The sequence below is a fragment of the Streptomyces sp. AP-93 genome, from assembly GCF_022808175.1.
In the GTDB taxonomy this organism is placed as follows: Bacteria; Actinomycetota; Actinomycetes; order Streptomycetales; family Streptomycetaceae; genus Streptomyces.
On sequence record NZ_JALGBX010000019.1, the window covers coordinates 162,102 to 184,412 of the forward strand.

Here is a 22,311-nt window from a genome sequence, read left to right on the forward strand (position 1 = left end):
CGAGGCGCTGTCGCAGGTGCCGGTTAGGCTGCCCGTTTCGACAGGGGACGGGACGGTCGTGGCATGAAGGTCAGCTCAGGGGAGCTCAACCGCTCCACGCTCGCACGGCAGTTGCTGCTGCGGCGCGAGGTGATGGGCGTCGGTGACGCGGTGCGCCGGGTGGTCGCCCTGCAGGCGCAGCACGCGGCCTCGCCGTACCTCGCGCTGTGGAACCGGCTCTCCGGCTTCGACCCGGCGGACCTCGACGCCGCCTTCACGGGGCGCGAGGTCGTCAAGTCGACCTTGATGCGGCTGACCCTGCACGCCGTTCACGCGCAGGACTACCCGCCCTTCCGGGAGGCCGTGCAGCCGTCCGTACGGGCCGCAAGGCTCGGGACCCGCTTCACGGACTCCGGGCTGACGGCCGAGGACGCCGACGTCCTGGTGCCGGAGCTGCTGGACTTCGCCGACCGGCCCCGTACGACGGCGGAGTGCGAGGCCTGGCTCGGACACCGGCTGGGCGCGGCGCCGCAGCCCGGAGCGTGGTGGGGGCTGAGGCAGTACGCGCCGCTGCTGCACGCGCCCACCGCCGCGCCGTGGTCGTTCGGGGAGCGTCCGTCGTACGTATCGCCCCCGCGCCCGCCGCGCACGGTACCGGCGGACCCGGAGGCGGCGGAGGAATCCCTGCGGACGCTGGTCCTGCGCTACCTGGAGGGGTTCGGGCCGGCGTCGGCGGCGGACGTGGCGCAGTTCTCCCTGGTCCAGCGGGCCAGGGTCCGCCGGGCGCTGCGGGCGCTGGAGCTCGCCGGGAGGCTCGACCGGCTGGTGGGGCCGGACGGCGAGGAGCTGTTCGACGTCCAGGGCGCACCGCGTCCGCAGGAGGACACGCCGGCGCCGCCCCGTCTGATGGCCATGTGGGACAGCGTGCTGCTCGCGTACGCCGACCGGAGCCGCGTCGTTCCGCCGCAGTACCGAAAGCTCGTCGCGCGGATGAACGGCGACACCCTGGCGACCCTGCTGGTCGACGGCCACGTCGCGGGGGTGTGGCGCCCGGCCGGCGCCGGCGGCGGGATCGAGGCGACCGCCTTCCATCCCCTCCGGGAGGAGGTCTGGGAGGCGCTCGCCGACGAGGCCCGGGCGCTGACGGCCTTCCTGGCCGACCGCGAACCGGAGGTCTACCGGCGGTACGGCCACTGGTGGAGCAAACTGCCGACCGCCGAGACCCGGCTGCTCGTCTGAGCCGTGGGGCCGGGACCGGAGGGGGGTCCCGGTCCCACCCGCCCCACCCGCGCAGGTCAGAAGAAAGGCTCTGACCTGTGGAAAACGACGGTCACGGACTGCGGGCGGGTGTAGACCAGCCGGCCCCGTTCCAGGACGGGTCCGGATCAGCTCACCGTGCGGTCTTCGAACCGAGTTCGCCGGGCTTCTTCGGGACCCACGGGTGCACGGCGGTGGCCTCCTCGGCGGCAGGCTCATCCATGGTCACGCGCCAGACGTCCTTGCCGTCCACACTGGTGGCCCGGACCTGGATCTGCTTGATCTGGCCGGTCTCGTGCAGATAGAGCACGACCTCCTGTCGCAGCGAGCCCTCGTCGTAGAACTCCGCGGTCACCTTGCCCCGGGCTCCCTTGCCGAATGCCGCGATCCAGTTCTCGGCAGTCTTCTCGGGGACGCCCTTGTCCTCCTTGTCGGCCACCAGCGACGCCAGCTCGCCGACCTTGCCGTCGGCGATGCGCCACACCACCTGCTGGGTGATGCCCAAGGATCCCGTGGACGGGTATCCGACCACGGCGAGCGGCACGTGGCTGCCGTAGTCACCGGCATACGCCACGTCTTCGGCATCGTAGGCCGAGGAGCAGGCGGTCAGCATGCCGACTGCCATCGCGGAGAAGGCCACGGCCCGCAAGGCCGGTCCCGGCCTCAACGAGACCTCGGCCGAAGCGCGCCGACCTCGACGATCGGATGATTGTTGCCGGTCACGACCGCCGCGTGGTTGTACACACCGTTGTCCTTCTTTCAGCTGAAGAACAGGACGTCTCCAGGACGAAGATTGTACGACCGGTTGACGTAGCCGGACCGGCGGTAGTTGAGCATGTGCACGAACAGGTTCTGGGCCGCTGACCAGGTGTGGCTGTTCTTCTTCCACACTCCCACGGCGGCGTGCCGCGGAGATCGGAAGGGTCTCCTCCTGCGCCGCATGCTCAGGTGGCGAGTCTGACGACGGCGTCGAGCAGGCATTTCCCGCCGAACACCACGTCGCTCACCCGGGCATGCTCGTCGACTCCATGGATCAACCGCATGATGTCGGTGTCGCTCGCCGACGGGAAGAATCCGATGACCTTCGTTTCAGGGAACGCACGGGCGTCCGTGGAAGCGGAGTTGATGTACGGAAGGACGCGCGCGCCGGCCTCCTGGCCCGCCACCACAAGGTCCAGCACGCCCAGGAGTTCTGGATCGTCATGCACCCCAGCACTCACGCGCCCCTGGAGCAGGCTGACTTCGACTCCGCCGCCTACCGCCTCCTGCACCTGGGCTGCCCATTCCTCGGGGCGTTCGCCGGGCAGCAGACGCCCGTCGAGGACGACGGATGCCTCGGTCGGTACGACGTTCAGGCGCCGCCCGCCGGACAGCAGGGTCGGGGTCGCCGTGTTGTGCAGCCCGGCGACGACGAACTCACGCAGGAGGGGGTCGATGGGCAGGCTGCGGGCGCCTTCCCAGGTCGGCTCCTCCGCCAGGCGTCGGATTCCCTCTCCCACGTCGCCCGGGTGAAGTTCCGCCAGTGTGTGGAGCATCCGGCGTGAGGTGGGCTGCAGAATCGACGGGGCCGCGAAGTCCCGGAGCCGCACCAGGGCTTCGGCCAGGCTGAAGACCGCCGCATCAGGACGGGGGAGGGAAGCGTGGCCGCCTTCGCCAGTCGCGGTGATCCGCATCCTGGCGCTGCCCTTCTCCGCGACCTGCACCGTGTAGACGGGGCCACCGGGTGTGAGGAAGCGCTGTCCGCCGCCCTCGTTGAACGCCACCTCCGCCTCCACGAGCGACCGGTGGTGCTCCCACAGCCAGTAGGCCCCCAGTCTGCTCCCCGCTTCCTCGTCGGCCGTGACGATCATCAGTACGTCACGGCGCAGCGGCACCCGGTGCGCTGCCAGCAGTTGCATGATGAGCAGGCTCGCTGCGATCTGCCCCTTCATGTCCAGCGAGCCCCGGCCCCAGACGCGGCCGTCCGCCACTTCACCCGAGAAGGGGGGCCGGCTCCAGTTCTCGGCCTGGGCGCCCACCACGTCCGCGTGCCCGAGCAGCATCAGCGGCGGCTCGTCGCCCGAGCCCGGCAGCCGGGCGACCACGTTGGCCCGCCCCGGCTCGGACTCCAGCACGGTGTGCCGGATCCCGCAGCGGTGCAGTTCCCGGGAGAGGTACCGGGCGACCGCAATCTCGTTCCCGGGAGGGTTGGAGGTGTCCAGGCGTACGAGGTTCGAGAGGTGGCCGACCAGATGCTCCTCCTCATCGGCCCACTCGAAGGGCAGCTCGAAGGGCGCCATCACTCCTCTTCCCCGCCGGGCACGCCACTGCCCTGTACGCCACCCTCCGAGGGTTCCGTCGCGGGGGCCTGTGGATCACGGTCCGCGGCCTGTTCGAAGTGGGCATGGGGAAGGCTCGGGGTCTCACTTGTCACAGCACGCCTAACTGCTCGCACGACGTGCTCACGCCGTGGAGGGACGGGGGTAAGGACGGGAAGAGGGGGGCGCCAACGGGGTGACGGCGGCGCGCAAGCGTCGAGGGCTCTCTATCTATTGCGTAATTCTTGCGAGCGTCAATATAGTTCGATCAGCGATCGAACCGGAGGCTCGAATGGCGCTGTGGCGCATCGGTACGACGACGATTCGCAAGGTGCTGGAGGCGGAAGTGACCGTTTCCCCCACGGTGGCCTTGCGGACGGACGACACCGCGCTCCTGAAGAGGTATCCGTGGCCCGGTCCCGATTACAGCAGGGCGGACGGCTCCTTCGTGATCTCGGTGCGTCCGGCGAAACCGGCGTCGGTCTCGAGGACACGATGTGGCCGCTCATCGGCGAGGGTCTCGTCGACCTCGTCGCAACCGACCATCAGGTGTGCGACGGCGTGCGCCTGGAAGCCGCTCCCGGGCACACCCCCGGTCAGGTCGCCGGCGTGGTGGAATCCGGGGAGGAACGCGCGGTGATCACCGGCGACCTGGTACACCACCCCGTGCAGTTCATCGAACCCGACGTACCCAGCCTCGCCGACGCCGACGCCACGGTGGCCGCGGCGACCCGACGGGCATTCGTCACACGGTACGCGGACACCGGAACGCTCGTCATCGGCACGCACTTCCCCGCCCCCACGGCCGGCCTCCTCCGGCGCGGCGGCGACGGGGCCGTGCGGTTCGTCGCGGACCACCGGCGCCGAGGCGTGGACTTCCGGCAGCCGTTCCTCCTGGACCCGGCAGAAAGGCAACCGTGAGCCGAGAATCCGTACGCGCCCCCGGTGGGCGTGGAGCCGGCGTGCCCAACGACTTCGAGACGCGCGTCAAGGAAGCCCGGCAGGCCAGCATGACGGGCTGGGACTTCAGTTGGCTGAAGGGTCGGGCGGACGGTGAGGGCCCTTCCTGGGATTACGGGCAGCACGCCCGTGCCCTGCTCCCGCGTGCTCGAAGCCTCCTGGACATCGACACCGGCGGTGGTGAACTCCTGTCCTCGCTCGCTCCGTTGCCGCCGCGTACCGTGGCCACCGAAAACTGGGCGCCCAACCTCCCACTGGCCCGGCAGCGCCTCTCCCCGCTGGGAGTGGAGGTCCACCGGGCGGCGGGCTCGAACCTGCCCCCCGGACACTTCGACCTGATCTTCAACCGGCACGGATTGCTGGATGCGGCAGGCATCCGCGCCGCACTCGCGCCGGGCGGTCGGCTCCTCACTCAGCAGGTGGGCAGCCGCAACCAGCTGGAGCTGAACGAAACCCTCGGGATCTCCTCACCGGTCGATTCCGACAGCTGGACCCTGGCCGTCGCCGTACAGGCGCTGGAAGGCGCCGGTCTTCACGTGACCACGGCGCGAGAGGAGATGAGCCCCTACACCTTCCGGGACATCGGAGCAGTGATCTTCCAACTGCGGGCCATCCCCTGGCAGTTCCCCGGATTCGAGGCGTCCGAGCACGAACGCGCTCTGCGTCAACTCGATCAGCACATCAGGATCACGGGCGGATTCACCGCGCACGATCACCGGTTCTTGATCGAAGCACAAGCGCGAAGTTGAAGGTCAGGTGATCGACGATGGACGTCGTCGATCGATGAGGATCATCGCCACGTCGTCCGTCAAGAGGCCCTCGGTATGGCGGATCAGTGCCTCGTGCAGCTCGTCCAGGAACTCCTGTGGGGAAGTGTCCGCGGGTATCTGCTCCATGGCCTGCGCCAGAGGGAAGAAGTCGTTGGCGCGGTTGCGGGCTTCGATGACGCCGTCGGTGTAGAGCAGCAGCCGGTCGCCGGGCAGGAACGGGTAGCTCTCGGGTGTGGCGGGAGGGCCGTTGACGAGGTCTTCGAGACCGAGCGGCGGCATGGGCGAGGCGGGCAGCAGGGCCTGAACTTTGCCCTGGTGCAGGGCCAGAGGAGGCGGATGGCCGCGGTTGACCAGGTCCACCACCTGTTCGTCCGGCACCTGGGCGATGAGCGCGGTGGTGAATCCCTCCAGGAGGACTTCGGGAAGTTCTGCCTGCGAGTAGGTGCCCGGTACGGCGGCTTCTCGCCGCAGCGCGGCCGCGCAATGGTTCATGACCTCCTGCAGTTCGTCCTCGTAGTGCACAGCCTCCCGGAACGCGCCCAATGCCACCGCGACCGCGCGTATGGCGGACAGCCCTTTCCCCCGGACGTCCCCCACGATCAGCCGGACGCCGTAGCGCGTCTGTACGGCCTCGTACAGATCTCCGCCCACCAGTGCGCCTGTCCCGGCCGCGAGGCACATGCTGGCTGCCCGCACCGGGCCCAGGAGCTCGGGGACGGGTCGCAGGACGACCTCCTGAGCCGCCACTGCGATCCGGCGGACCTGGTCGAGTTCGCTCTGCCGGCGCGCGCGGACGGCCTTACTCAGGGTGACACTGGCCACGGACACCACGATGATCCCCAAGAAGTTGCCGATGATCAGCTGGGTCTGGGTTCCCCACGACTGGTTGTAGGTCGCGGAGGTCGCGTTCACACTCGCGGCGAGGGCTGCCGCGGACAGCGTGCCCACGGGGCCCATCGTCAGCGCGGCCAGCGCCGGCGTCGTGGTCAGGACGGGACCGGTGACCAGATCGTGTGCGGGCGAGAGCTCGATGCCCAGCACGCCCAGCGCGATCGCGAAGGGCGCACACTGGGCCAGTGTGAACAGGAGCGCGCCGTGACCGCCCACTCCCGTTCGATGGAACGGTCCTGGCCGAGCGGGCGGGCGAGGATGTGACCCCATGGGACCAGCCTGCCTCGCGGAAGCCGTTACGGCCTCCCGACTGCTTTCTCCCTGTGCATGCCGCCCTGTGCATGCCGCGCAAATCGTCGGTGTGACGGGTCATGTGAAGAGCTCCCGCCCCTCCTGTCCTATTCCCCCCGGGAGGGTGGTGAAGATCACGGTCCGTAAGGCCCTGGCTACGGTCGCGTAGGTCATGATCCGCGGTGAAGTATGGGCTCCCGTGGCAGCGACGACGACATCCAAGACCAAGACCATTGGCTCGTACGCGGCGCTCGGGGACAGCTTCACCGAGGGCGTGGGGGACCCGGGACCGGGGGACACCTTCCTCGGCTGGGCGGACCGGCTGGCCGTCCTCCTGGCCGACCGGCGCGAGGAGGGGCACGAGGAATCCGGCGACTCCGGCGACTCCGGCGACTCCAGTGACTCCGGCGAGTACGCCGGTTCCGGCGGCTTCCGCTACGCGAACCTGGCCGTACGGGGCCGGCTGCTGGACCAGATCGTGGCCGAGCAGGTCCCCCGGGCCAAGGAGCTCGCACCGGACCTGGTGACCTTCTGTGCGGGCGGCAACGACATCATCCGGCCCGGCAGCGATCCGGACGACGTGGCGCAGCGGTACGAGGCGGCCGTGCGCGACCTCGCCGGATCCGTCGGCCTGGTCGTGATCACCACCGGCTTCGACACGCGCGACGTGCCGGTCCTGAAGCACATGCGGGGCAAGATCGCGACGTTCAGCGCGCACGTCCGGTCGATCGCCGACCGGTACGAGTGCCCCGTACTCGACCTCTGGTCGCTGAAGTCCGTACAGGACCGGCGGGCCTGGGACGACGACCGGCTGCACCTCTCGCCCGAGGGGCACACCCGGGTCGCCCTGCGCGCCGCCCAGGTGCTCGGCCTCGACACGCCGGCCGACCCGGACCAGCCCTGGCCGCCGATGCGCCCGCGCGGATCGGTGGACACCACCCGCGACAACATCCACTGGGCGCGCGAGCACCTGGTGCCGTGGATCGGCCGGCGGCTGCGCGGGGAGTCGTCCGGGGACCACGTGGAGGCGAAGCGGCCGGATCTGCTGCCGCTGTAGGGACAGTGTGGGGGAGGGCGGGGAGGGAGCCGGGCGCGTTCGCAGGTGCGTAGCGGAATCCTTGGGGAGTGTCACGCGTTGGGATGGTGGTAATCATGAGAACGCCCTGCCCGCACCCCCACACTGGAGGCGCCTTGACCGGCTCCCGTCCCTTGCGTCCACGGCTGCGTGCACTGCGGCCCGAAGCCTTCGGCGCGGACCCGTCCGGTGCCCGGCTGGAGCGGATCCGGCGTTCGCCGAACTTCGCCGACGGAGTGTTCCAGAACCCGGCCGGGACCCGTACCAGACCCTCCGGGTCCATGGCGGAGTTCGCCAAGATCTACTTCCACAAGGAGCAGCGACTCCGGCGTAGCCCCGGCGCGCCCATCCCGGTCTACCCGACGACCCTCGCGGAGCTGTCGAAGCCGCCGGTCAGCGGCCTGCGGCTGACCTGGATGGGCCACTCCAGCGTGCTCGCCGAGATCGACGGGCGCCGGGTCCTCTTCGACCCGGTCTGGGGCGAGCGGTGCTCCCCCTTCCCCTTCGCCGGGCCCAAGCGCCTGCACCCGGTGCCCGTACCGCTGGCCTCGCTCGGCGAGGTGGACGTGGTGGTGATCTCGCACGACCACTACGACCACCTCGACCTGCCGACCATCAAGGCCCTGGCCGGTACGGACACGGTCTTCGCCGTCCCGCTGGGCGTGGGCGCGCACCTGGAGCGCTGGGGAGTCCCGGCCGACCGGCTGCGCGAGCTCGACTGGAACGAGACCACCAAGGTCGCCGGACTCTCGCTCACCGCCACCCCGGCCCAGCACTTCTGCGGCCGCGGCCTGCGCAACCAGCAGTTCACCCTGTGGGCGTCCTGGGTCGTCGAGGGCGACGAGCACCGGATCTACCACAGCGGGGACACCGGCTACTTCCCCGGCTTCAAGGAGATCGGCGCGGCGCACGGGCCCTTCGACGCCACGATGATCCAGATCGGGGCGTACTCGGAGTTCTGGCAGGACATCCACATGACGCCCGAGGAGGGCGTACGCGCCCACCTCGACCTCCAGGGCGGCGTCCCGCACGGGACGATGCTGCCGATCCACTGGGGCACCTTCAACCTGGCCCCGCACCCGTGGGACGAGCCCGGGGAAGGCACGGTGACCGCCGCGGCGGGGGCCGGGGCGGCGATCGCCCTGCCGGTCCCGGGGCAGCCCTTCGAGCCGGGTGCGCCCGACGCGCCGAGCGCGCCGTGGTGGCGGCCCTTCGTGGCCGCGGGCTCGCCCCCGCCGGTCACGGCAGTCCGCCCCGTCGCGGCCGTGCGGCCGGCGGCCGTGACCCGCGAGGAGCCGGAGGCGGTGGGCTCGTAGGCCCGGAACGTGAGGGAGCGGGACCGCCTGGGTGAGGAGGTCCCGCTCCGTGCTGGTGCCGGGGGCGTCGCCGTGGGAGCTACCGCTTGTGGCCGCGCACGTCCAGGCACAGCGCCCAGACGTCGGTGTAGGTGTCCGGAGAGGGCGATCCCCCGGCGTGGATGTTGGCCGTCCAGGACGCGGCCGTGGTGGATCCGTTGCCGACCGGGTTGCCGTCGGAGTCGCTGGGGAAGCTTCCGTTCAAGTGGGTTCCGCCCGAGCCGGCCTTGGTGAAGCCCTTCGTCGTCACGTTGCCTCCGCTGGCGGCGGCACCGCCGCTGATCAGGAGGCTCTTGTCACCCTGTTCTCCGTGACGGCCGCGCCCGCGCCGGTCCTGTCCGTTGTCGTCGGCGCAGCCGACGGTCGCCGTCTGGCCGGTACCGGGTCCCGTCGGGCCGGTCACCTCGCGGAAGCGGACCTTGGTGGTCATGCCGCTGACGTTGACGCGGTCACCGGTGCAGATCGCGTAGGCGAACGTCGTGTTGTTGTTGTTGCCGTGTCCGCCGCCGATCCCCCCGACCGCGGTCCAGGAGTCGGGGTTGACCTCACCTTCGGCAGCGGGCTTCCGGCCGAAGTCGTGCGCGGCGTCGTTGAAGGTGGGGAAGCTGCCGATCGGCTTGAGGCTGCCGACGCTGGCGGGAGTGTTCCGCACACCGCCGCCGAGCAGCATCGTGCCGGCAGGACAGCTCGCCACGACTACCTCGGACGATTGCGGGGCGGTGGGCCCGGCCTTCTGGTTCATGACGACCTGGGTGTGCCTGATCCGCGGGGTGGAGAGGCAGACCGCGTACGCAGTGGTGGAGAAGGCGGGGCTGGCGTTCCCCCCGCTGCCGCCGAACGCGAGCCAGTGCCTGACATCGGTGCCGACCACCCCGGGCGACTCGGTGTACTCGGTGAGGCCGTCGGGGCTGGGAGCCATGCCCAGCACGTGGTTGCCGTTGCGCGTGCTTTCGGTGCCGATCGTCTGGTTGACCCCGCCGCCGGAGACGAGTCCGTCGGCGCATTCGGCGCGGGACGAGACACCGGTGAAGGTGGTCGCGGGGCCCATGGTGGCTTCGGGGACCGTCACGGTGACGCCCGCGACGTCGGCGTAGGCGATTTCCGGGACCGCCAGGGCGATCAGGGCGCCGGGGATCAGCGCCTTCGCCAGGGTGGAACGGCGCAGGGACTTCTTGTTCATCGGTTGTCTGTCTTTCTGGTGTCAACGCGCGGCGGACGTGGCATGAGAGCGGTCGTCGTTCGGATGCGGCGTTGTGCGGGTGGAACGGGTGGTGGCGCCGGTGACTCAGACGCCGTCGTCGGCACAGAGCGCCCAGACGTCGGTCTTGGTGTTCGGTGAGGACGCTCCACCGGTGTGGGTGAAGGCCGTCCAGGACGCCGCCGTGGTGGCCCCGTCACTCACGGGATTGGCGCTGGAGTCGCTGGGGTAGCTGCCGTTGAGGTGGTCGCCGCCCGAGGCCGGTCCGGTGAAGTTGGTGGTGGTGACGTTGCCCCCGCTGATGGCGGCGCCCCCGCTGACCAGCTTCCCGTCCCCGCCACCGCAGGTGACCGTGGCCTTCAGGCCCGTGCTGCCGGTGGTCGGGCCGCTCACCTCGCTGAAGCGGACCTTCACGTTGACACCGCTGACGTTGATGCCGTTCCCGCTGCAGATCGCGTAGGCGAAGGTCTGGTTGGCGGCGTTGTTGTTGTTGTCCCACCCGACGGCGGACCAGGAGTCGGGGTTGGTCTCCCCGTCGGCCGCGGCCTTCGCGCCGTAGCTGTGGGCGGAGTTGTTGAAGGTGGGGAAGCTGGCGATCGGCTTGAAGGAGCCGGTGTTGCCGGGGGTGGTGCGCGCCCCGCCGCCGAGCAGGCGGGTGTTGGCCGGGCAGGTCGCCGTGACGAGGCCCACCGTCGAGCCGGTGGTGGGCGCGCTGACCTTGTTCATAACGACCTGGGTGTGGTTGATCAGGTTGCTGGTGAAGCACATCGCGTAGGGGGTGCTGGAGAAGCCGGCGTTCACCTGGCCCCCGCTTCCGCCGATGCCGAGCCAGTGCGTCACGTCGGTTCCGACGACCCCGGTGGAGCCGAGGTACTCGGTGCTGCCGTCGGAGCTGGGCGAGGTGCCGTTGACGTGGTTGCCGTTCACCGCCCCGGTGCCGAGGGCCTGGTTGATCCCGCCGCCGGAGATCAGGCCGCTCGAACAGTCCGCGTGGGTGGATATCTCGGAGCTGGAGGCGGAGGGCCCGCTGGTGGCCCCGGGCGTCTTCACGGTCACGCCCACCGTGTTGGCGTAGGAGGTTCCCGGTACGGCCAGGGCCAGTACGGCGCCCAGGAGCAGCGCCCTGCCCGTGGCGAAGCGGCGCAGACGTCCTGCGGTCATGTGGATGTCCCCATCTGATAGGCGATTGGCTAAGCCGGTGCGCACGGGCGTCGTCGGTGCGGAGCTGTCACGGCATCACAACGGCTGCCTGCCTCGCGGATGTACGCCGCTCAGGGGCAGGCCAGGGGTACGAACCGGCCATTCCGCCGCTCTTTCGTGAGCGGCGCATGCGGACTCTAGCAGTCCTCTGGCATCGCATCTACACAGGTAATTCGTTGATTTAGGCTGCATCTGCCGCGACTGAGTAAGTGACTCTCCGGTAGTCGGGCCACACTCGGTGGGGCAGGAGAGGGATGAGGGGCGGGCGAGGGCTCCGGGAGACGGCGCGTGCCCGCGGGGCGCCGGGGAGTGCGCGCTCCCGGCGCATTCGGGCTGTCGTGCGAGCGCTCCATCGGGAGCGGGAAGCACCGGGGCGAAGTTCCCCAACTGGCCGTCCTGGGGCCGAGCGTGCGGTCTAGCGTGGGTATCCGGTGATCAACACCGGATCCCGGGAAGCCCGGGGGCCGGGCCCCACATACCGAGGACGACGATGTCCGGACTCCGCGCCGCCCGCCACTCCCCGTCGAGACATGCCGTCACCGGTCCCGGCCGGCAGATACGGCCCCAGCTGATCCGCGCCGCCCTGCTGCCCACGCTCGCCGCCGGGCTCAGCGGCGCCGCCGCGGTGATCTTCGCGCTCCAGCTCGGCGGGGGCGCGGGCGCCCGCGACCCCCGGCTGTGGCCGGTCCTCAGCGGTTGCGCCCTCCTCTTCGCCGGCGCGCTCGCAGCCGCCCTGCTCGGGGCCCAGCGCGCGGCCAAGACCGTGCGCGACCGCTGCGAGGCGCTGCGCCGCTCCAGCGTCCGGGGCCGCCAGGAGCTGCACACCACCGCCGACCGGCTGGAGCGCGGCGAGCTGCCCGCGCGCCCGGTGCGCGGCGGGCCAGCCGCGCCGTCCTTCGGCGCCGAGACCGCGGGAATCGACGAGTTCTGGCTGCTCTCCCAGGAACTGCGCGGCGCCCGCGAACAGGCCCACGCGACCCTGGTGCGCCTCGGCGGCCCCGTCGCGCCCTCCGACAGCGACCGCAAGGTCGAGGTCTTCGTCAACCTCGCGCGCCGCCTCCAGTCCCTCGTGCACCGCGAGATCTCGCTGCTGGACGACCTGGAGGACACGGTCGAGGACCCGGACCTGCTCAAGGAGCTCTTCCACGTCGACCACCTCGCCACCCGGATCCGGCGCCACGCGGAGAACCTCGCGGTGCTCGGCGGAGCCGCCTCGCGCCGTCAGTGGACCCGGCCCGTCGACCTGAGCGAGGTACTGCGCTCCTCGGTCGCGGAGGTCGAGCAGTACACCCGGGTCAAGGTGGTGCCCCCCGCGGGCGGTTCCGTACGCGGCCACGCCGTCGCCGACGTCGTGCACCTGCTGGCCGAACTCGTCGAGAACGCCACCGTGTTCTCCGCCCCCGACACCGACGTCGTGGTGCGCGCGGAGCGGGTCACGGCCGGGATCGCGGTCGAGGTGGAGGACCGGGGCCTCGGCATGCCGCCCGAGGAAGCGCACCGGATGAACGCCCTGCTCGGCGACCCCGACCAGATCAGCGTCCGGCAGCTGCTGGCCGACGGGCGGATCGGCCTGTTCGTCGTCTCGGCACTGGCCCGCAGGCACGGGATCGCCGTCGAGCTCAAGTCGAACATCTACGGTGGCGTGCTCGCCGTACTGGTCCTGCCCCAGGAGCTGCTGGGGGCCGAGGCGCCGAGCGCCGCCGACGCCCTGGGCGGCTCCCGGGCCACATCCTGGGGGACCGGCGAGGGGACGGGCGCGGCACGGCTGGAGCCGGTACGGGTGCCCCTGCCCGCGCCGGAGCCCTCCGGCGCCCCACCGGTGGTGCCGGGCCGGGACGCCGCCGCACCGGGCAGGGTGCCTCGTACGGGCCCCGCGGGTGCGGAACCGGCGGGTGCGGAACCGGCGGGTGCGGATCCGGCGGTGACGGCGGCGGCCACGCTGATGGCCTCCACGGGCGCGGCGCCGCCGGCGGCCGTGCAGGCGCCGCCCGCGCCACCGCTGCCCGTGCCCGCCGCCCGGGACGGCGGAGAACGCCCCCCGCTGCCCCGCAGGCGGGCCCAGGAACACCTCGTGCCCCAGCTGCGCGAGGCCCCCGTACCCCGGCCGGGCGGCTCCGAGGGCGCGGAGCGGCCCGTGCACGATCCCGGCCTGATGGCCGCCTTCCAACGGGGCTTCGGCCTCGCCCAGTCGGAGCACCAGACGTGACCCCGGCCTTTCACCCGACAGCGAAGGAGCGCACCCCCATGGGCGGCGAAGTGGCGACCACGATCAGTACGACGACCACGCGGCTCTCGGACCTCGACTGGCTGCTCAGCGGCCTGGTCCAGCGGGTGCCGTACACGCGCAGCGCGGTCCTGCTGACCGCCGACGGGCTCGTCACCTGCGTGCACGGACTCGACGCCGACAGCGCCGACCACCTGGCGGCCCTCGCCTCCGGGCTGTACGCGCTGGGCCGCAGCGCCGGGTCCCGGTTCGCGGAGGGCGCCGAGGTCCGGCAGGTGGTGGTCGAGCTCGACACCGCCCTCGTCTTCGTCTCGGCGGCCGGATCCGGCACCTGCCTGGCCGTACTGGCCGACCGGGAGGCCGACGCGGGCGTGCTCGGCTACGAGATGGCCATGCTGGTCAAGAGCGTCCGCCCGTACCTGGCGGCCCCGCCGAGGCGGCCCGCCGCCGACGCGGAGCGATGAGGGCCCGTGCGAGGGGGGCAACTGCACCGGGGGGACCGCGCGATGCGCCGTGGCTGGACGATTCGGCGGGCCGGGTCATCCGGCCGTACACCGCGAGCGGCGGGCGGACGCGACCGTCCGTCGCCCTCGACCTGCTGTCGCTGGTGACGGCGACCGGAGTGCGCCCGCGTGCGCCGCTCGGCGCCGAGCACGCCCTCGCGCTCCGGCTGTGCGCGGGCTCGGCCGCGGTCACCGTCGCCGAGGTGGCGGGACACCTGAGGCTGCCCGCGGTGGTGGTCAAGGTCGTCCTCGGCGACCTGATGGAACACGGGGCCGTGACGGTACGGGCGCCCTGCTTCCCGACCGGCGGCTCCTTCGCCGACGACGATCAGTCCCTGCTCCGGGCGGTGCTCGATGGCCTGCGCAAACGACTCTGACCAGACCTCCCGCGGATCCTCCGCGACCTTGAAGATCCTGGTCGCGGGCGGGTTCGGGGCGGGCAAGACCACCTTCGTGGGCGCGGTCAGCGAGATCGAGCCGCTGAGCACCGAGGAACTGCTGAGCGGGCTGAGCGAAGCCGCCGACCCGCTGGACGGGGTCGAGGCGAAGACGACCACGACCGTGGCGCTGGACTTCGGCCGGATCACCCTGGACGAGCGGCACGTGCTCTACCTCTTCGGCACCCCCGGCCAGCAGCGCTTCTGGTTCCTCTGGGAGGAGCTGTGCGCGGGCGCGCTGGGGGCGGTGGTGCTCGCCGACACGCGCCGCCTCGCCGACTGCTTCCCCGCCGTGGACTTCTTCGAGCGGCGGGGGATCGGCTTCGTCGTCGCCGTCAACGAGTTCGACGGCGGGCACGGCTACACCGCCGGCGAGGTGCGCGACGCCATGGGGCTCGGCCCGGACGTGCCCGTCGTGCGCTGCGACGCACGCCTGCCGAGCTCCGCGACGGGGGTGCTGGCAGCCCTGGTCCACCACTTGCTCGACGCGTCGCACCGGACGCGTACGACGTACCCGACGACGTGGGGGAGACAGCATGACCTACTACGAATCGACCGGACACCTGCTGCTCACACCGGTGGACCGGGAGGCACCCGCGCGCGTGCTGAGACTGCGTGAACTGGGGCTGGGGGAGCGGGCGGACGGTGAGCTGGACGCGTTCGCGCGGCGGGTCGCCGACGAGCTCGCGGCGCCGTACACGGGCATCAACTTCATCAGCGAGGAACGCCAGTTCTTCGCCGGCCTGCACCACGCGGCCGAGGCCCCGGCCAGCGGCTATCCGGCGCGGGCGCTGCCCCGGGACCACGGGTACTGCCCGCACGTGGTGGTACGGCGGCGCGCGCTGGTGCTGGAGGACGTACGGGACTTCGCGCGCTTCGCGGGCAACGCCGTCGTGGACGAGAGCGGGGTGCGCTCCTACGCGGGCGCGCCGCTGACCGACCGGCGCGGGATCGTGCTGGGGACGGTGTGCGCGGTGGACGTGGTGCCGAGGCGGTGGGGCCTGGCGGGGCTCGGGAAGGTGAAGGCGCTGGCGGCGGAGCTGGTCGAGCTGCTGCACGAACGGGAGGACCGCGCGGCCCGCGGGTGAATGTCAGTGCCCGGGGCTACGGTCGGAGACGAGGCACCATCCGTGTCCGGAGAGGAGTCGGGGGATGGCCACGACGGCGGAGGACGTCCGGAAGATCGCGCTGTCGCTCCCGGACAGCAGCGAGAAGCTGGCCTGGGGCATGCCGACCTTCAGGGTGGGCGGCGGAGCGAACGGCAAGAGCGGCAAGAGCGGCAAGAGCGGGAAGATCTTCGCGGCGCTCGCCGACGACGACACCTCGATAGGGGTGAAGTGCCCCCAGGAGGACCGGGCCGAGCTGATCGCGGCGGAGCCGGAGAAGTTCTTCATACGGCCCGGCCACGACGACAACTACGCGTGGCTACGGGTCCGGCTCGGGGCGGTTCAGGACGCGGCGGAGCTGCGCTCGATCCTGACCGACTCGTGGCGCCAGGTGGCCCCCAAGCGCCTGGTGGCGGCCCATCCGGAACTGGACCGTCCCGGGCCGAAGGGGCCGGTCACCGCGGAGTGACGGGGTCGCTCACCGCGAAATGAAGGCGGCGATCCGTGCGCGCAGTGCGGCCGGGTCGAGTCCGTGCGCCGCCGTGTGCTCGTCGATCGTGCCGTAGCGGCGCAGCTCGGCGCGGCCGACCCCGAGGCCGAGCACCCGGTGCGGGACCGCTTCGAGTGCCTGGTTCGCGGCAGCCGTGGAGGTACCGGCGAGGTACGGCTCGACCAGCACCACGTCGGCCGGGCCCTGGCCGACGGCTGCGCGCAGTGCCGCGTCGTCGAAGGGCCGTACGGTCGGTGCGTACAGCACGCTCACATCCATGCCCCCGGTCGCGGCGAGGACGTTGTCGAGCAGGGGCCCGACGGCGACGACGACGCCCGCACGCCCCTCCCGTACGGTCTGGAAGCCCGGTCCGGTGACGGGGCGGGCCGCCCTGTTCGACTGCGCGGAGAGCCGTACGTAGACCTTGTCGTCCCCGGCGGCGTAGGCGTGGCGCAGCAGCGCCTCGGCCTCGTCCGGGTGGCCAGGGACGTGCACGGTCCAGCCGTCCAGGGTGTCCAGCAGGGCCACGTCGCCCGGCGCCATGTGGGTGAACCCGCCGGCCGGCCAGTCGTAGCTCGCGCTCGCGCTGACGAGCACCCCGCCCGTGCCCTGGTGCCCGAAGTCGAGCTTGACCTGCTCGAAGGGCCGCTCCACGAGGAAGCTGGCGAAGGTGTGCACCACCGGGCGCAGGCCGGTGAGGGCCAGGCCGCCGCCCACGCCGACCAGCAGCTGCTCGCGGATGCCGACGTTGATCACCCGGTCCGGATGGCGGCCCTGGGCGGGCCGGAAGCCGTCCATGGTGATCTCGGCCAGCACGAGGGCCAGCCGGGGATCCTCGTCGAGCGCACGCGATGTGACCGAAATGAACCGTTCGCGCATGGTGTCCATGTCTCCCCCTCGGAGCTCGCTAGTGCTTCTTCTCGACCCGTGCGACCACGACGTGCGGTCGGCCCGGATGAGGTGTGGTGTACGCCGTGTGCAGCGCCGCGTGGTCCCGCCCGTCCACGGTGACCGCCGACCAGCCGGCCGCCTCGAAACGGGAGGCGATGCCGCCCCGCCAGCCGTGGGTCGCGGAGTCGTTGTCGATCACGATCGTGTGCAAACGCTCCAGACCGGCCGGGCCGGCGTACGCGATCGCCTCGTGGTTGCTTCCCTCGTCCAGCTCGGCGTCCCCGATCAGTACCCACACGGCCGGGTCGGTGAGCCCCTGGGCCCGCAGTCCGAGCGCGCTCCCGACGGCGAGCGGCAGCCCGTGCCCGAGGGAGCCGCTGCCGATCTCCACGCCGGGGATCAGGGTGCGGTCCGGGTGGTGCCCGAGGGGCGAGTCGTACGCGCCGAACCCGCCGAGCCAGTCGACGGGGAAGAACCCCTTGGCCGCGAGGACGGCGTAGTAGGCCATCGGCCCGTGCCCCTTGGACAGCAGGAACCGGTCCCGCCCCGGATCCCCGGCGCTGCCGGGCCCGACCCGAAGGACCCGGTCGTAGAGCACCCACAGCGCGTCGAGCGTGGAGGTGGCGGCGGGGCCGTGCTTCTCGGCCCCGGTCATGAGGGCCATGAGGGCCATGAGGGCCCCCAGGCCTTCGTAGCGGAAGCGGGCATCCACGGGTGCTGTCGGCGTCATGCACCGATCGTGCAACCTCAAGCGCACTTGAGGTCAACACCCCTCACTCCGCCCTCACTCCGCCGCGGAGAGGAAAGGTGCGCGCGACCACTGCCGGAAGTGCGGTATCGTTCTCCTGCGCGTTCAACCAGGGGAAACCCCAGGTCAACGGGCATCGGGACGTGGCGCAGCTTGGTAGCGCACTTGACTGGGGGTCAAGGGGTCGCAGGTTCAAATCCTGTCGTCCCGACTTTGCTTTGTGCAGGTCGGAGGCCGTTCTCTCGTATTTGAGAGGACGGCCTTTTCCATGCCCGGAGTCCTGGTGGTCGCGGTGTGGTCGCACGTCCGCTTTGGGGTTGGTTGGCGGTGGGGTGGAAGCCGGTCGGGGCGGAGGCGCGGAGCCAGTTGAGGGCTTCGCGGAGGAGCTGGATGTGGTCGCGTGGTGGTCGCAGCCGTTCCAGCCAGGCCCGTCGGGCGTCTCGCTTCTGGGCCCGGGTGAGGGTGTGGTCGATGGTGTCGACGGCTTCGCGGGCGGCCTGTTGGGTGAGGTGGCTGTAGATGTTCGCGGTGGTCGAGAGGGTGGAGTGCCGCAGCGTCTTGGAGACCACCGTGAGGGGGACGCCGGCGGTGATGGTGATCGTGGCGGCCAGGTGCCTCAGGTCGTGAACGGTCACCCGCCGTACACCAGCCTCTTTGGAGAGTTGCCGGAGCCGGTCGAGGACGGTGTGTGGGCGCAGCGGCCGGCCGTCGGGTCTGCAGAAGACGAGTCCGGAGAACGGGTCGCCTGGATCGGTGCGGGAGTAGGCCCTTGATTGGGATCGGTGTTGGAGTGCGGTGGCGACGCGGGGCGAGATGGCGACCCAGTTCCTGCTGGTACGGGTCTTCGGGCTGGTGATGACGAGGTGGTTGTTGTCGATTGCGGAGAGGGTGCAGCGTACGTACAGAACCCGTTCGCGCAGGTGCACGTCGTCCCAGTGCAGCCCCAAGGCCTCTCCCTTGCGCAGGCCGGTGCCGATGAGGAACTCGAACAGGTCGGCCATCTCCGGGTCTACCCGATGGCAGTGCTGGAGGAAGCGGACGGCCTCGTCCGCGCTCCAGATCCGCCGCTCCGGCGACGGCGGACGGTGAAGGACGGGTGGGCTGGCGGGGTTGCGGGGGAGGCGGTGTTGGCGGAAGGCGTCGCCCAGGGCGCTGGAGAGGGTGGCAAGGCATCGGTAGAGGGTGGTCTGGCCGCGGCCGGCCGCGAGCTCGCCGGTGACGAAGGCCGCGATGTGGCGGTGCCCGAGCTCGTCCAGCTTCAGGGTGCCGAAGGCCGGGACGAGATCGTTGTGAACGTAGTCCCGATAACGCGCCATGGTGGTCGGCTTGAGCACGAGCGCCTTGGCGGCCAGCCACGTACTCAGGTAGGCGTCGACGCTCTGGTTCGGGTCGGCGTTGAACCCGCCGGCCTCGCCCTCCAGGAACCTCCGCAGCGCCTCTTCGGCCGCGTCGTGGCTGCCGAAGCCGCCACGGCGGACCGTCGTCCGGCGGTGGCGTGGTGCCGGGACGTCGACCGCGAAGGTCCACGTCCCGTGGTCACCGTCAGCGAGCAGGTGGGGGCAGTGCGCTCCGAGTTGGTGACGCAATGTGTCCCGGCAGCCACACCTGCGGTAGATGCGGCCGCGGTCGCCGGTGGTACGCATGGGGATCGCCTCCAGGAGGCGGAGGAAAGGTCGACACCTCCAGTCTCGTGCGACCACCCGCGATCACCACGGCCCATGCGCCCCTGTGACCTGCGCTTTCCCCTTGTCTGCGCGCCAAGGGTGGCGTCTTGATCCAGCTTCGCAGACGTACCAGCAGCTCTTCGTCTCTTGCTGATACACGCGCTACACCCCTGCTGCCCAGCAGTGATGTTTGGCTGAGCCCTGCGGCGCCGGGGTGGGTGGTCCGGGAATGGTTCGGATCTTGATTACGCGGACCTCGTCGTTGCGTTGATGGCGTTGCGGCGGCTCCCTCAGCCGGGATGCCCCAAGGTCGGCGGTGGGCTTTGCGCCGTGCCCTGCGATTCACCTGGCCGAGATGCGTGTATCGCTGATCGGTGTGGTCTGGCTACCTTCCGTTATGCGCACTGCTCCCGGCTTGGTTGCAGGGCGTATGCCTACTGCCCGGGGCCGGAGGCCGAGCTCCGGACAGGACATGCTGAATCGTTTCTGCGCTGGACGGTCTCCGACCTCACGGCACGGCTACACAGGGGGCGTGGTGAGCGTAGAAGTGCTGGACGGGCCGGGGTTGGAGATCAGGGGGCTCCGGCAGGCGGTCGACGATCGCCTGGCCGGTTTCTTCTACGACAAGCGTGGCGACCTGGACGGAGCTGCCGTGCTCCCTGAGGAGGCCACGGAAGTGCTGGGACGCTTTGTCCTCTCCGGCGGGAAGCGCGTGCGGCCGTTGTTCTGTCTGCTGGGCTGGTACGCCGCAGGCAGGTCTGGACCTGCGCCCGGGCCTGTGCTGGGAGTGGCGGCGTCGTTGGAGATGTTCCACGCGTTCGCGCTGATCCACGACGACGTCATGGATGCCTCGGCGACCCGCCGGGGGGCGCCGGCCCTCCACCGTGTCCTGGCTGCCCGGCACGCCGAAGGTCTGCGCGAGGGCAGGGCTGAGCAGATGGGCGTGGGGGCGGCGGTCCTCATCGGCGACCTCGCTCTGGCGTGGTCGGACGAGCTGGTGCACACCGCGGGGCTTACTCCCCAGCGGCTGGCAGCCGTGCTGGCGCTGGTGGACACGATGCGTACGGAGGTGATGGCCGGTCAGTACCTCGACGTCACTGGAACGGGACGATTGTCCGGCGATCTGGAGCGTGCGCTCACGATCGCCCGTTACAAGACGGCGAAGTACACCTGCGAGCGCCCCCTGCACATTGGCGCGACGCTGGCGGATGCGGACGAAGGGCTCCTCCGGGCATGCACGGCCTTTTCCGTGCCGCTGGGCGAGGCGTTCCAGCTCCGCGACGACGTGCTCGGCGTGTTCGGCGACCCGGCCAGGACGGGGAAGCCGGTGATCGACGATCTGAGGGACGGCAAGAACACCAGCCTGATGGCTCTCGCCGTGCAGCGTGCGGAACCCCGCCAGTTGGCCGATCTCCGAGTCCTGGTCGGTGACCCCGGGCTCGACGAGGAGGGGGCCGGCCGAATACGGAAGATAATCGTCGCCACCGGAGCCCTTGAATCGGTCGAGGAAATGATCAGCGTCCGGAGCGGGCAGGCGGCGCGCGCTCTGGATGCGGCGCCGTTCTCGTTGCCGGCGGCGGACATGCTGCGGCAGCTCGCCGAATCGGTTACGGCGAGAGCCGAATGAACGCCGCCCAGGGTGAGACCGATCGGAGCGCCCTCCGCTTCCGGGGCACCGTCCGGGCATACAGGGACAGTCTGGCCCTGCTGCCGGAAGGCCCCTATCGTCGCTACTGCGGATGGCTGCTGGATCACCCCTCGCTGTCGCGTCGTTGGCTCCGGCTGATCGCTCTGGAGGAACTGGTGAGCATGACCGGCGCCCTCCTGGACCGCATGCCCCTCGACCAGGACGAGGCGGACGCGCTGAGCGTGCACGGCACGTTCATGAGCGTGCACCAGATCTACGAGGTCGTCTCGGACAACCTGGCCATCGGACTGGCTGCCCCAGGAGTGACCGCAGCCGTGCCGGCCGGGCAGGAGCGCGAGGAGGTGCTGCGGTTGTTCAATCCGGCTGCTGCCGAGAGCCTTCGCGCGATGGACTCCCGGCCCGCACGGGCCGCGTTCGCCGGGTGGGAGAACCCGGCCCGCCGGATTTCCGCATTCCGCAGCAGTAACAACGAGGCCGAGCACCGAGCCCTCGCCGCGGCCTTCGGGCGGGAGCATCCCGGCGAGGACCCGGCTGGACTGGAGTTCTCGGTGGCCCCGTGTCTGCTGGCGAACATCACCTCCGGGCTCGCCATGGCGGACGTCGTACGCTCCCTGGCGACCTGGGACCTTTTCATCACCGGGCTCGCGCGCCGGTACACGGCCGTGCAGCGACTGCTCATCGAGCGCCCCACGGATCTGGAGGCCCTGCTCGGAATCGGGACCGACAGCATCATGGTCGTCTCCACGATCGCCTACTACACCGGGCTGATCAATGAAGTCGTGCGCCCCCTGCCCGCCTACGCCCACGTGCTCGACGACGGAAGCGTTCAGCGGCTCCTGACCGATGCGGCCCTGCTCGTACGACTGGTCAACGACGTGGGGACGCGGCTGCTGGAGCAGGCCCCGCAGGACCGGCGCCAGCTGGTCGCCCGGCTGCGCGCCGCAGCGGTCGCCTCGCCTGCGGGCGACTTGGCGCAGGTCCTGTGGCAGGCGCAGGCCGCTGAGGGTGCGCTGCTGACACGGTTGAAGAAAGACGTCGGCTTCGGCGAGTTCAACGTATGCCTCGACGGAATCCGCCACCTCCCGGGGCAGGAGGGTCTCGCTCACTTCGAAGACCGCCTCGACCGTGTCACCACCCTCTACCGCCGCACTGTCGACTCCTTGACGAGGGGCGCCGCCGAACTACGGGCCCGGACCGGTTCTCCCCTCGTCGGCGCCCCGGCCCTGTGCTTCGTCCGCTTTCACCAAGAGCTCTACCGCAAGACGTTCGACGATCAGATGGGCGACTACGCGGTCGCCCTCAGCAGGCCGGACCGACGGGAGTGAGC

The 22,311-nt window shown here is 71.0% G+C and carries 22 protein-coding genes and 1 tRNA gene; 14 read left to right on the plus strand and 9 right to left on the minus strand.

What is annotated here, in order from left to right; all coding sequences use genetic code 11:
- The first annotated feature begins 63 nt into the window (after nt 1-63).
- Nucleotides 64-1,218 (plus strand): winged helix DNA-binding domain-containing protein, encoded by a 1,155-nt coding sequence (locus tag MTF69_RS28495; protein ID WP_243339015.1) that lies wholly within the window; start codon nt 64-66, stop codon nt 1,216-1,218.
- 151 nt (nt 1,219-1,369) lie between these two features.
- Here the strand turns inward: MTF69_RS28495 and MTF69_RS28500 are convergent, their stop codons facing one another.
- From MTF69_RS28500 to MTF69_RS28510, 3 genes are all read right to left on the minus strand, one after another.
- On the minus strand, nt 1,370-1,861 hold the full coding sequence (locus MTF69_RS28500) for a hypothetical protein (RefSeq protein ID WP_243339016.1): 492 nt from the start codon (nt 1,859-1,861) through the stop codon (nt 1,370-1,372).
- Nucleotides 1,862-1,995: 134 nt separating this feature from the next.
- Nucleotides 1,996-2,133 (minus strand): hypothetical protein, encoded by a 138-nt coding sequence (locus MTF69_RS28505; RefSeq protein ID WP_243339017.1) that lies wholly within the window; start codon nt 2,131-2,133, stop codon nt 1,996-1,998.
- 47 nt (nt 2,134-2,180) lie between these two features.
- Entirely contained in the window at nt 2,181-3,515 is a 1,335-nt protein-coding gene (locus MTF69_RS28510) for a M20/M25/M40 family metallo-hydrolase (RefSeq protein ID WP_243339018.1), read from the minus strand.
- A gap of 426 nt (nt 3,516-3,941) precedes the next feature.
- Here MTF69_RS28510 and MTF69_RS28515 point away from each other — a divergent pair, with 426 nt between their 5' ends.
- Together MTF69_RS28515 and MTF69_RS28520 are read left to right on the plus strand one after the other, a co-directional pair.
- A complete protein-coding gene (locus MTF69_RS28515) occupies nt 3,942-4,454 on the plus strand; it encodes an MBL fold metallo-hydrolase (RefSeq protein WP_243339019.1) in 513 nt (170 codons plus the stop codon).
- Between the two features lie 41 nt (nt 4,455-4,495).
- The gene (locus MTF69_RS28520) at nt 4,496-5,242 is read left to right on the plus strand and encodes a class I SAM-dependent methyltransferase (RefSeq protein WP_243339020.1); all 747 of its coding nucleotides are present in this window, start codon (nt 4,496-4,498) and stop codon (nt 5,240-5,242) included.
- Nucleotides 5,243-5,245: 3 nt separating this feature from the next.
- On the opposite strand, the gene MTF69_RS28525 is transcribed toward MTF69_RS28520, so the two are convergent.
- A complete protein-coding gene (locus MTF69_RS28525) occupies nt 5,246-6,370 on the minus strand; it encodes a PP2C family protein-serine/threonine phosphatase (protein WP_243339021.1) in 1,125 nt (374 codons plus the stop codon).
- A gap of 247 nt (nt 6,371-6,617) precedes the next feature.
- Between MTF69_RS28525 and MTF69_RS28530 the strand changes: the two genes are divergently transcribed.
- Together MTF69_RS28530 and MTF69_RS28535 are read left to right on the plus strand one after the other, a co-directional pair.
- Nucleotides 6,618-7,502, plus strand: a complete 885-nt coding sequence (locus MTF69_RS28530; protein ID WP_243339022.1) for an SGNH/GDSL hydrolase family protein — start codon at nt 6,618-6,620, stop codon at nt 7,500-7,502.
- A gap of 134 nt (nt 7,503-7,636) precedes the next feature.
- Nucleotides 7,637-8,836: an MBL fold metallo-hydrolase gene (locus tag MTF69_RS28535; RefSeq protein ID WP_243339023.1), complete on the plus strand. Its 1,200-nt coding sequence runs from the start codon at nt 7,637-7,639 to the stop codon at nt 8,834-8,836.
- Between the two features lie 79 nt (nt 8,837-8,915).
- Here the strand turns inward: MTF69_RS28535 and MTF69_RS28540 are convergent, their stop codons facing one another.
- Both MTF69_RS28540 and MTF69_RS28545 read right to left on the minus strand, forming a co-directional pair.
- Complete coding sequence (locus MTF69_RS28540; protein ID WP_243339024.1) at nt 8,916-10,055, minus strand: hypothetical protein; 1,140 nt, start codon at nt 10,053-10,055, stop codon at nt 8,916-8,918.
- A 105-nt stretch (nt 10,056-10,160) separates the two neighbouring features.
- The gene (locus MTF69_RS28545; RefSeq protein WP_243339025.1) at nt 10,161-11,234 is read right to left on the minus strand and encodes a hypothetical protein; all 1,074 of its coding nucleotides are present in this window, start codon (nt 11,232-11,234) and stop codon (nt 10,161-10,163) included.
- Nucleotides 11,235-11,763: 529 nt separating this feature from the next.
- Here MTF69_RS28545 and MTF69_RS28550 point away from each other — a divergent pair.
- The 6 genes from MTF69_RS28550 (at nt 11,764) to MTF69_RS28575 (ending at nt 16,012) form a co-directional block, all read left to right on the plus strand.
- A complete protein-coding gene (locus MTF69_RS28550; protein WP_243339026.1) occupies nt 11,764-13,479 on the plus strand; it encodes an ATP-binding protein in 1,716 nt (571 codons plus the stop codon).
- Nucleotides 13,480-13,517: 38 nt separating this feature from the next.
- A complete protein-coding gene (locus MTF69_RS28555) occupies nt 13,518-13,961 on the plus strand; it encodes a roadblock/LC7 domain-containing protein (protein WP_243339027.1) in 444 nt (147 codons plus the stop codon).
- A complete protein-coding gene (locus tag MTF69_RS28560) occupies nt 13,958-14,377 on the plus strand; it encodes a DUF742 domain-containing protein (protein ID WP_243339028.1) in 420 nt (139 codons plus the stop codon). Before MTF69_RS28555 ends, MTF69_RS28560 begins: the two co-directional genes overlap by 4 nt.
- Nucleotides 14,355-15,056: an ATP/GTP-binding protein gene (locus MTF69_RS28565; protein ID WP_243339029.1), complete on the plus strand. Its 702-nt coding sequence runs from the start codon at nt 14,355-14,357 to the stop codon at nt 15,054-15,056. The genes MTF69_RS28560 and MTF69_RS28565 overlap by 23 nt, the downstream gene beginning before the upstream one ends.
- Nucleotides 14,974-15,525 carry a GAF domain-containing protein gene (locus MTF69_RS28570; RefSeq protein WP_243339030.1) on the plus strand — a complete coding sequence of 184 codons (552 nt, stop codon included), beginning with the start codon at nt 14,974-14,976 and terminating at the stop codon, nt 15,523-15,525. The genes MTF69_RS28565 and MTF69_RS28570 overlap by 83 nt, the downstream gene beginning before the upstream one ends.
- Nucleotides 15,526-15,589: 64 nt before the next feature.
- Nucleotides 15,590-16,012: an MmcQ/YjbR family DNA-binding protein gene (locus MTF69_RS28575; protein ID WP_243339031.1), complete on the plus strand. Its 423-nt coding sequence runs from the start codon at nt 15,590-15,592 to the stop codon at nt 16,010-16,012.
- 9 nt (nt 16,013-16,021) lie between these two features.
- Here the strand turns inward: MTF69_RS28575 and MTF69_RS28580 are convergent, their stop codons facing one another.
- Both MTF69_RS28580 and MTF69_RS28585 read right to left on the minus strand, forming a co-directional pair.
- Nucleotides 16,022-16,921 carry a transketolase family protein gene (locus MTF69_RS28580; RefSeq protein WP_243339032.1) on the minus strand — a complete coding sequence of 300 codons (900 nt, stop codon included), beginning with the start codon at nt 16,919-16,921 and terminating at the stop codon, nt 16,022-16,024.
- Nucleotides 16,922-16,940: 19 nt separating this feature from the next.
- Nucleotides 16,941-17,654, minus strand: a complete 714-nt coding sequence (locus tag MTF69_RS28585; protein WP_374324128.1) for a transketolase — start codon at nt 17,652-17,654, stop codon at nt 16,941-16,943.
- A 155-nt stretch (nt 17,655-17,809) separates the two neighbouring features.
- Here MTF69_RS28585 and MTF69_RS28590 point away from each other — a divergent pair.
- A tRNA-Pro gene (locus tag MTF69_RS28590) sits at nt 17,810-17,883 on the plus strand.
- On the opposite strand, the gene MTF69_RS28595 is transcribed toward MTF69_RS28590, so the two are convergent.
- Nucleotides 17,849-19,315 carry a site-specific integrase gene (locus tag MTF69_RS28595; protein ID WP_243339033.1) on the minus strand — a complete coding sequence of 489 codons (1,467 nt, stop codon included), beginning with the start codon at nt 19,313-19,315 and terminating at the stop codon, nt 17,849-17,851. The genes MTF69_RS28590 and MTF69_RS28595 overlap by 35 nt on opposite strands.
- A gap of 556 nt (nt 19,316-19,871) precedes the next feature.
- Here MTF69_RS28595 and MTF69_RS28600 point away from each other — a divergent pair.
- Nucleotides 19,872-20,963: a polyprenyl synthetase family protein gene (locus MTF69_RS28600; RefSeq protein ID WP_243339034.1), complete on the plus strand. Its 1,092-nt coding sequence runs from the start codon at nt 19,872-19,874 to the stop codon at nt 20,961-20,963.
- Between the two features lie 182 nt (nt 20,964-21,145).
- On the plus strand, nt 21,146-22,309 hold the full coding sequence (locus MTF69_RS28605) for a hypothetical protein (protein ID WP_243339035.1): 1,164 nt from the start codon (nt 21,146-21,148) through the stop codon (nt 22,307-22,309).
- Nucleotides 22,310-22,311: the final 2 nt, after the last annotated feature.

Coding starts and splice junctions, on each gene's coding strand:
- MTF69_RS28580 (WP_243339032.1), bottom strand. CDS start 16,921: ATGGACACCATGCGCGAACGGTTCATTTCGGTCACATCGCGTGCGCTC.
- MTF69_RS28570 (WP_243339030.1), top strand. CDS start 14,974: ATGACCTACTACGAATCGACCGGACACCTGCTGCTCACACCGGTGGAC.
- MTF69_RS28530 (WP_243339022.1), top strand. CDS start 6,618: ATGATCCGCGGTGAAGTATGGGCTCCCGTGGCAGCGACGACGACATCC.
- MTF69_RS28575 (WP_243339031.1), top strand. CDS start 15,590: ATGGCCACGACGGCGGAGGACGTCCGGAAGATCGCGCTGTCGCTCCCG.
- MTF69_RS28585 (WP_374324128.1), bottom strand. CDS start 17,654: ATGACGCCGACAGCACCCGTGGATGCCCGCTTCCGCTACGAAGGCCTG.
- MTF69_RS28495 (WP_243339015.1), top strand. CDS start 64: ATGAAGGTCAGCTCAGGGGAGCTCAACCGCTCCACGCTCGCACGGCAG.
- MTF69_RS28550 (WP_243339026.1), top strand. CDS start 11,764: ATGTCCGGACTCCGCGCCGCCCGCCACTCCCCGTCGAGACATGCCGTC.
- MTF69_RS28500 (WP_243339016.1), bottom strand. CDS start 1,861: ATGGCAGTCGGCATGCTGACCGCCTGCTCCTCGGCCTACGATGCCGAA.
- MTF69_RS28510 (WP_243339018.1), bottom strand. CDS start 3,515: ATGGCGCCCTTCGAGCTGCCCTTCGAGTGGGCCGATGAGGAGGAGCAT.
- MTF69_RS28540 (WP_243339024.1), bottom strand. CDS start 10,055: ATGAACAAGAAGTCCCTGCGCCGTTCCACCCTGGCGAAGGCGCTGATC.
- MTF69_RS28545 (WP_243339025.1), bottom strand. CDS start 11,234: ATGACCGCAGGACGTCTGCGCCGCTTCGCCACGGGCAGGGCGCTGCTC.
- MTF69_RS28560 (WP_243339028.1), top strand. CDS start 13,958: ATGAGGGCCCGTGCGAGGGGGGCAACTGCACCGGGGGGACCGCGCGAT.
- MTF69_RS28565 (WP_243339029.1), top strand. CDS start 14,355: ATGGCCTGCGCAAACGACTCTGACCAGACCTCCCGCGGATCCTCCGCG.
- MTF69_RS28555 (WP_243339027.1), top strand. CDS start 13,518: ATGGGCGGCGAAGTGGCGACCACGATCAGTACGACGACCACGCGGCTC.
- MTF69_RS28605 (WP_243339035.1), top strand. CDS start 21,146: ATGACCGGCGCCCTCCTGGACCGCATGCCCCTCGACCAGGACGAGGCG.
- MTF69_RS28595 (WP_243339033.1), bottom strand. CDS start 19,315: ATGCGTACCACCGGCGACCGCGGCCGCATCTACCGCAGGTGTGGCTGC.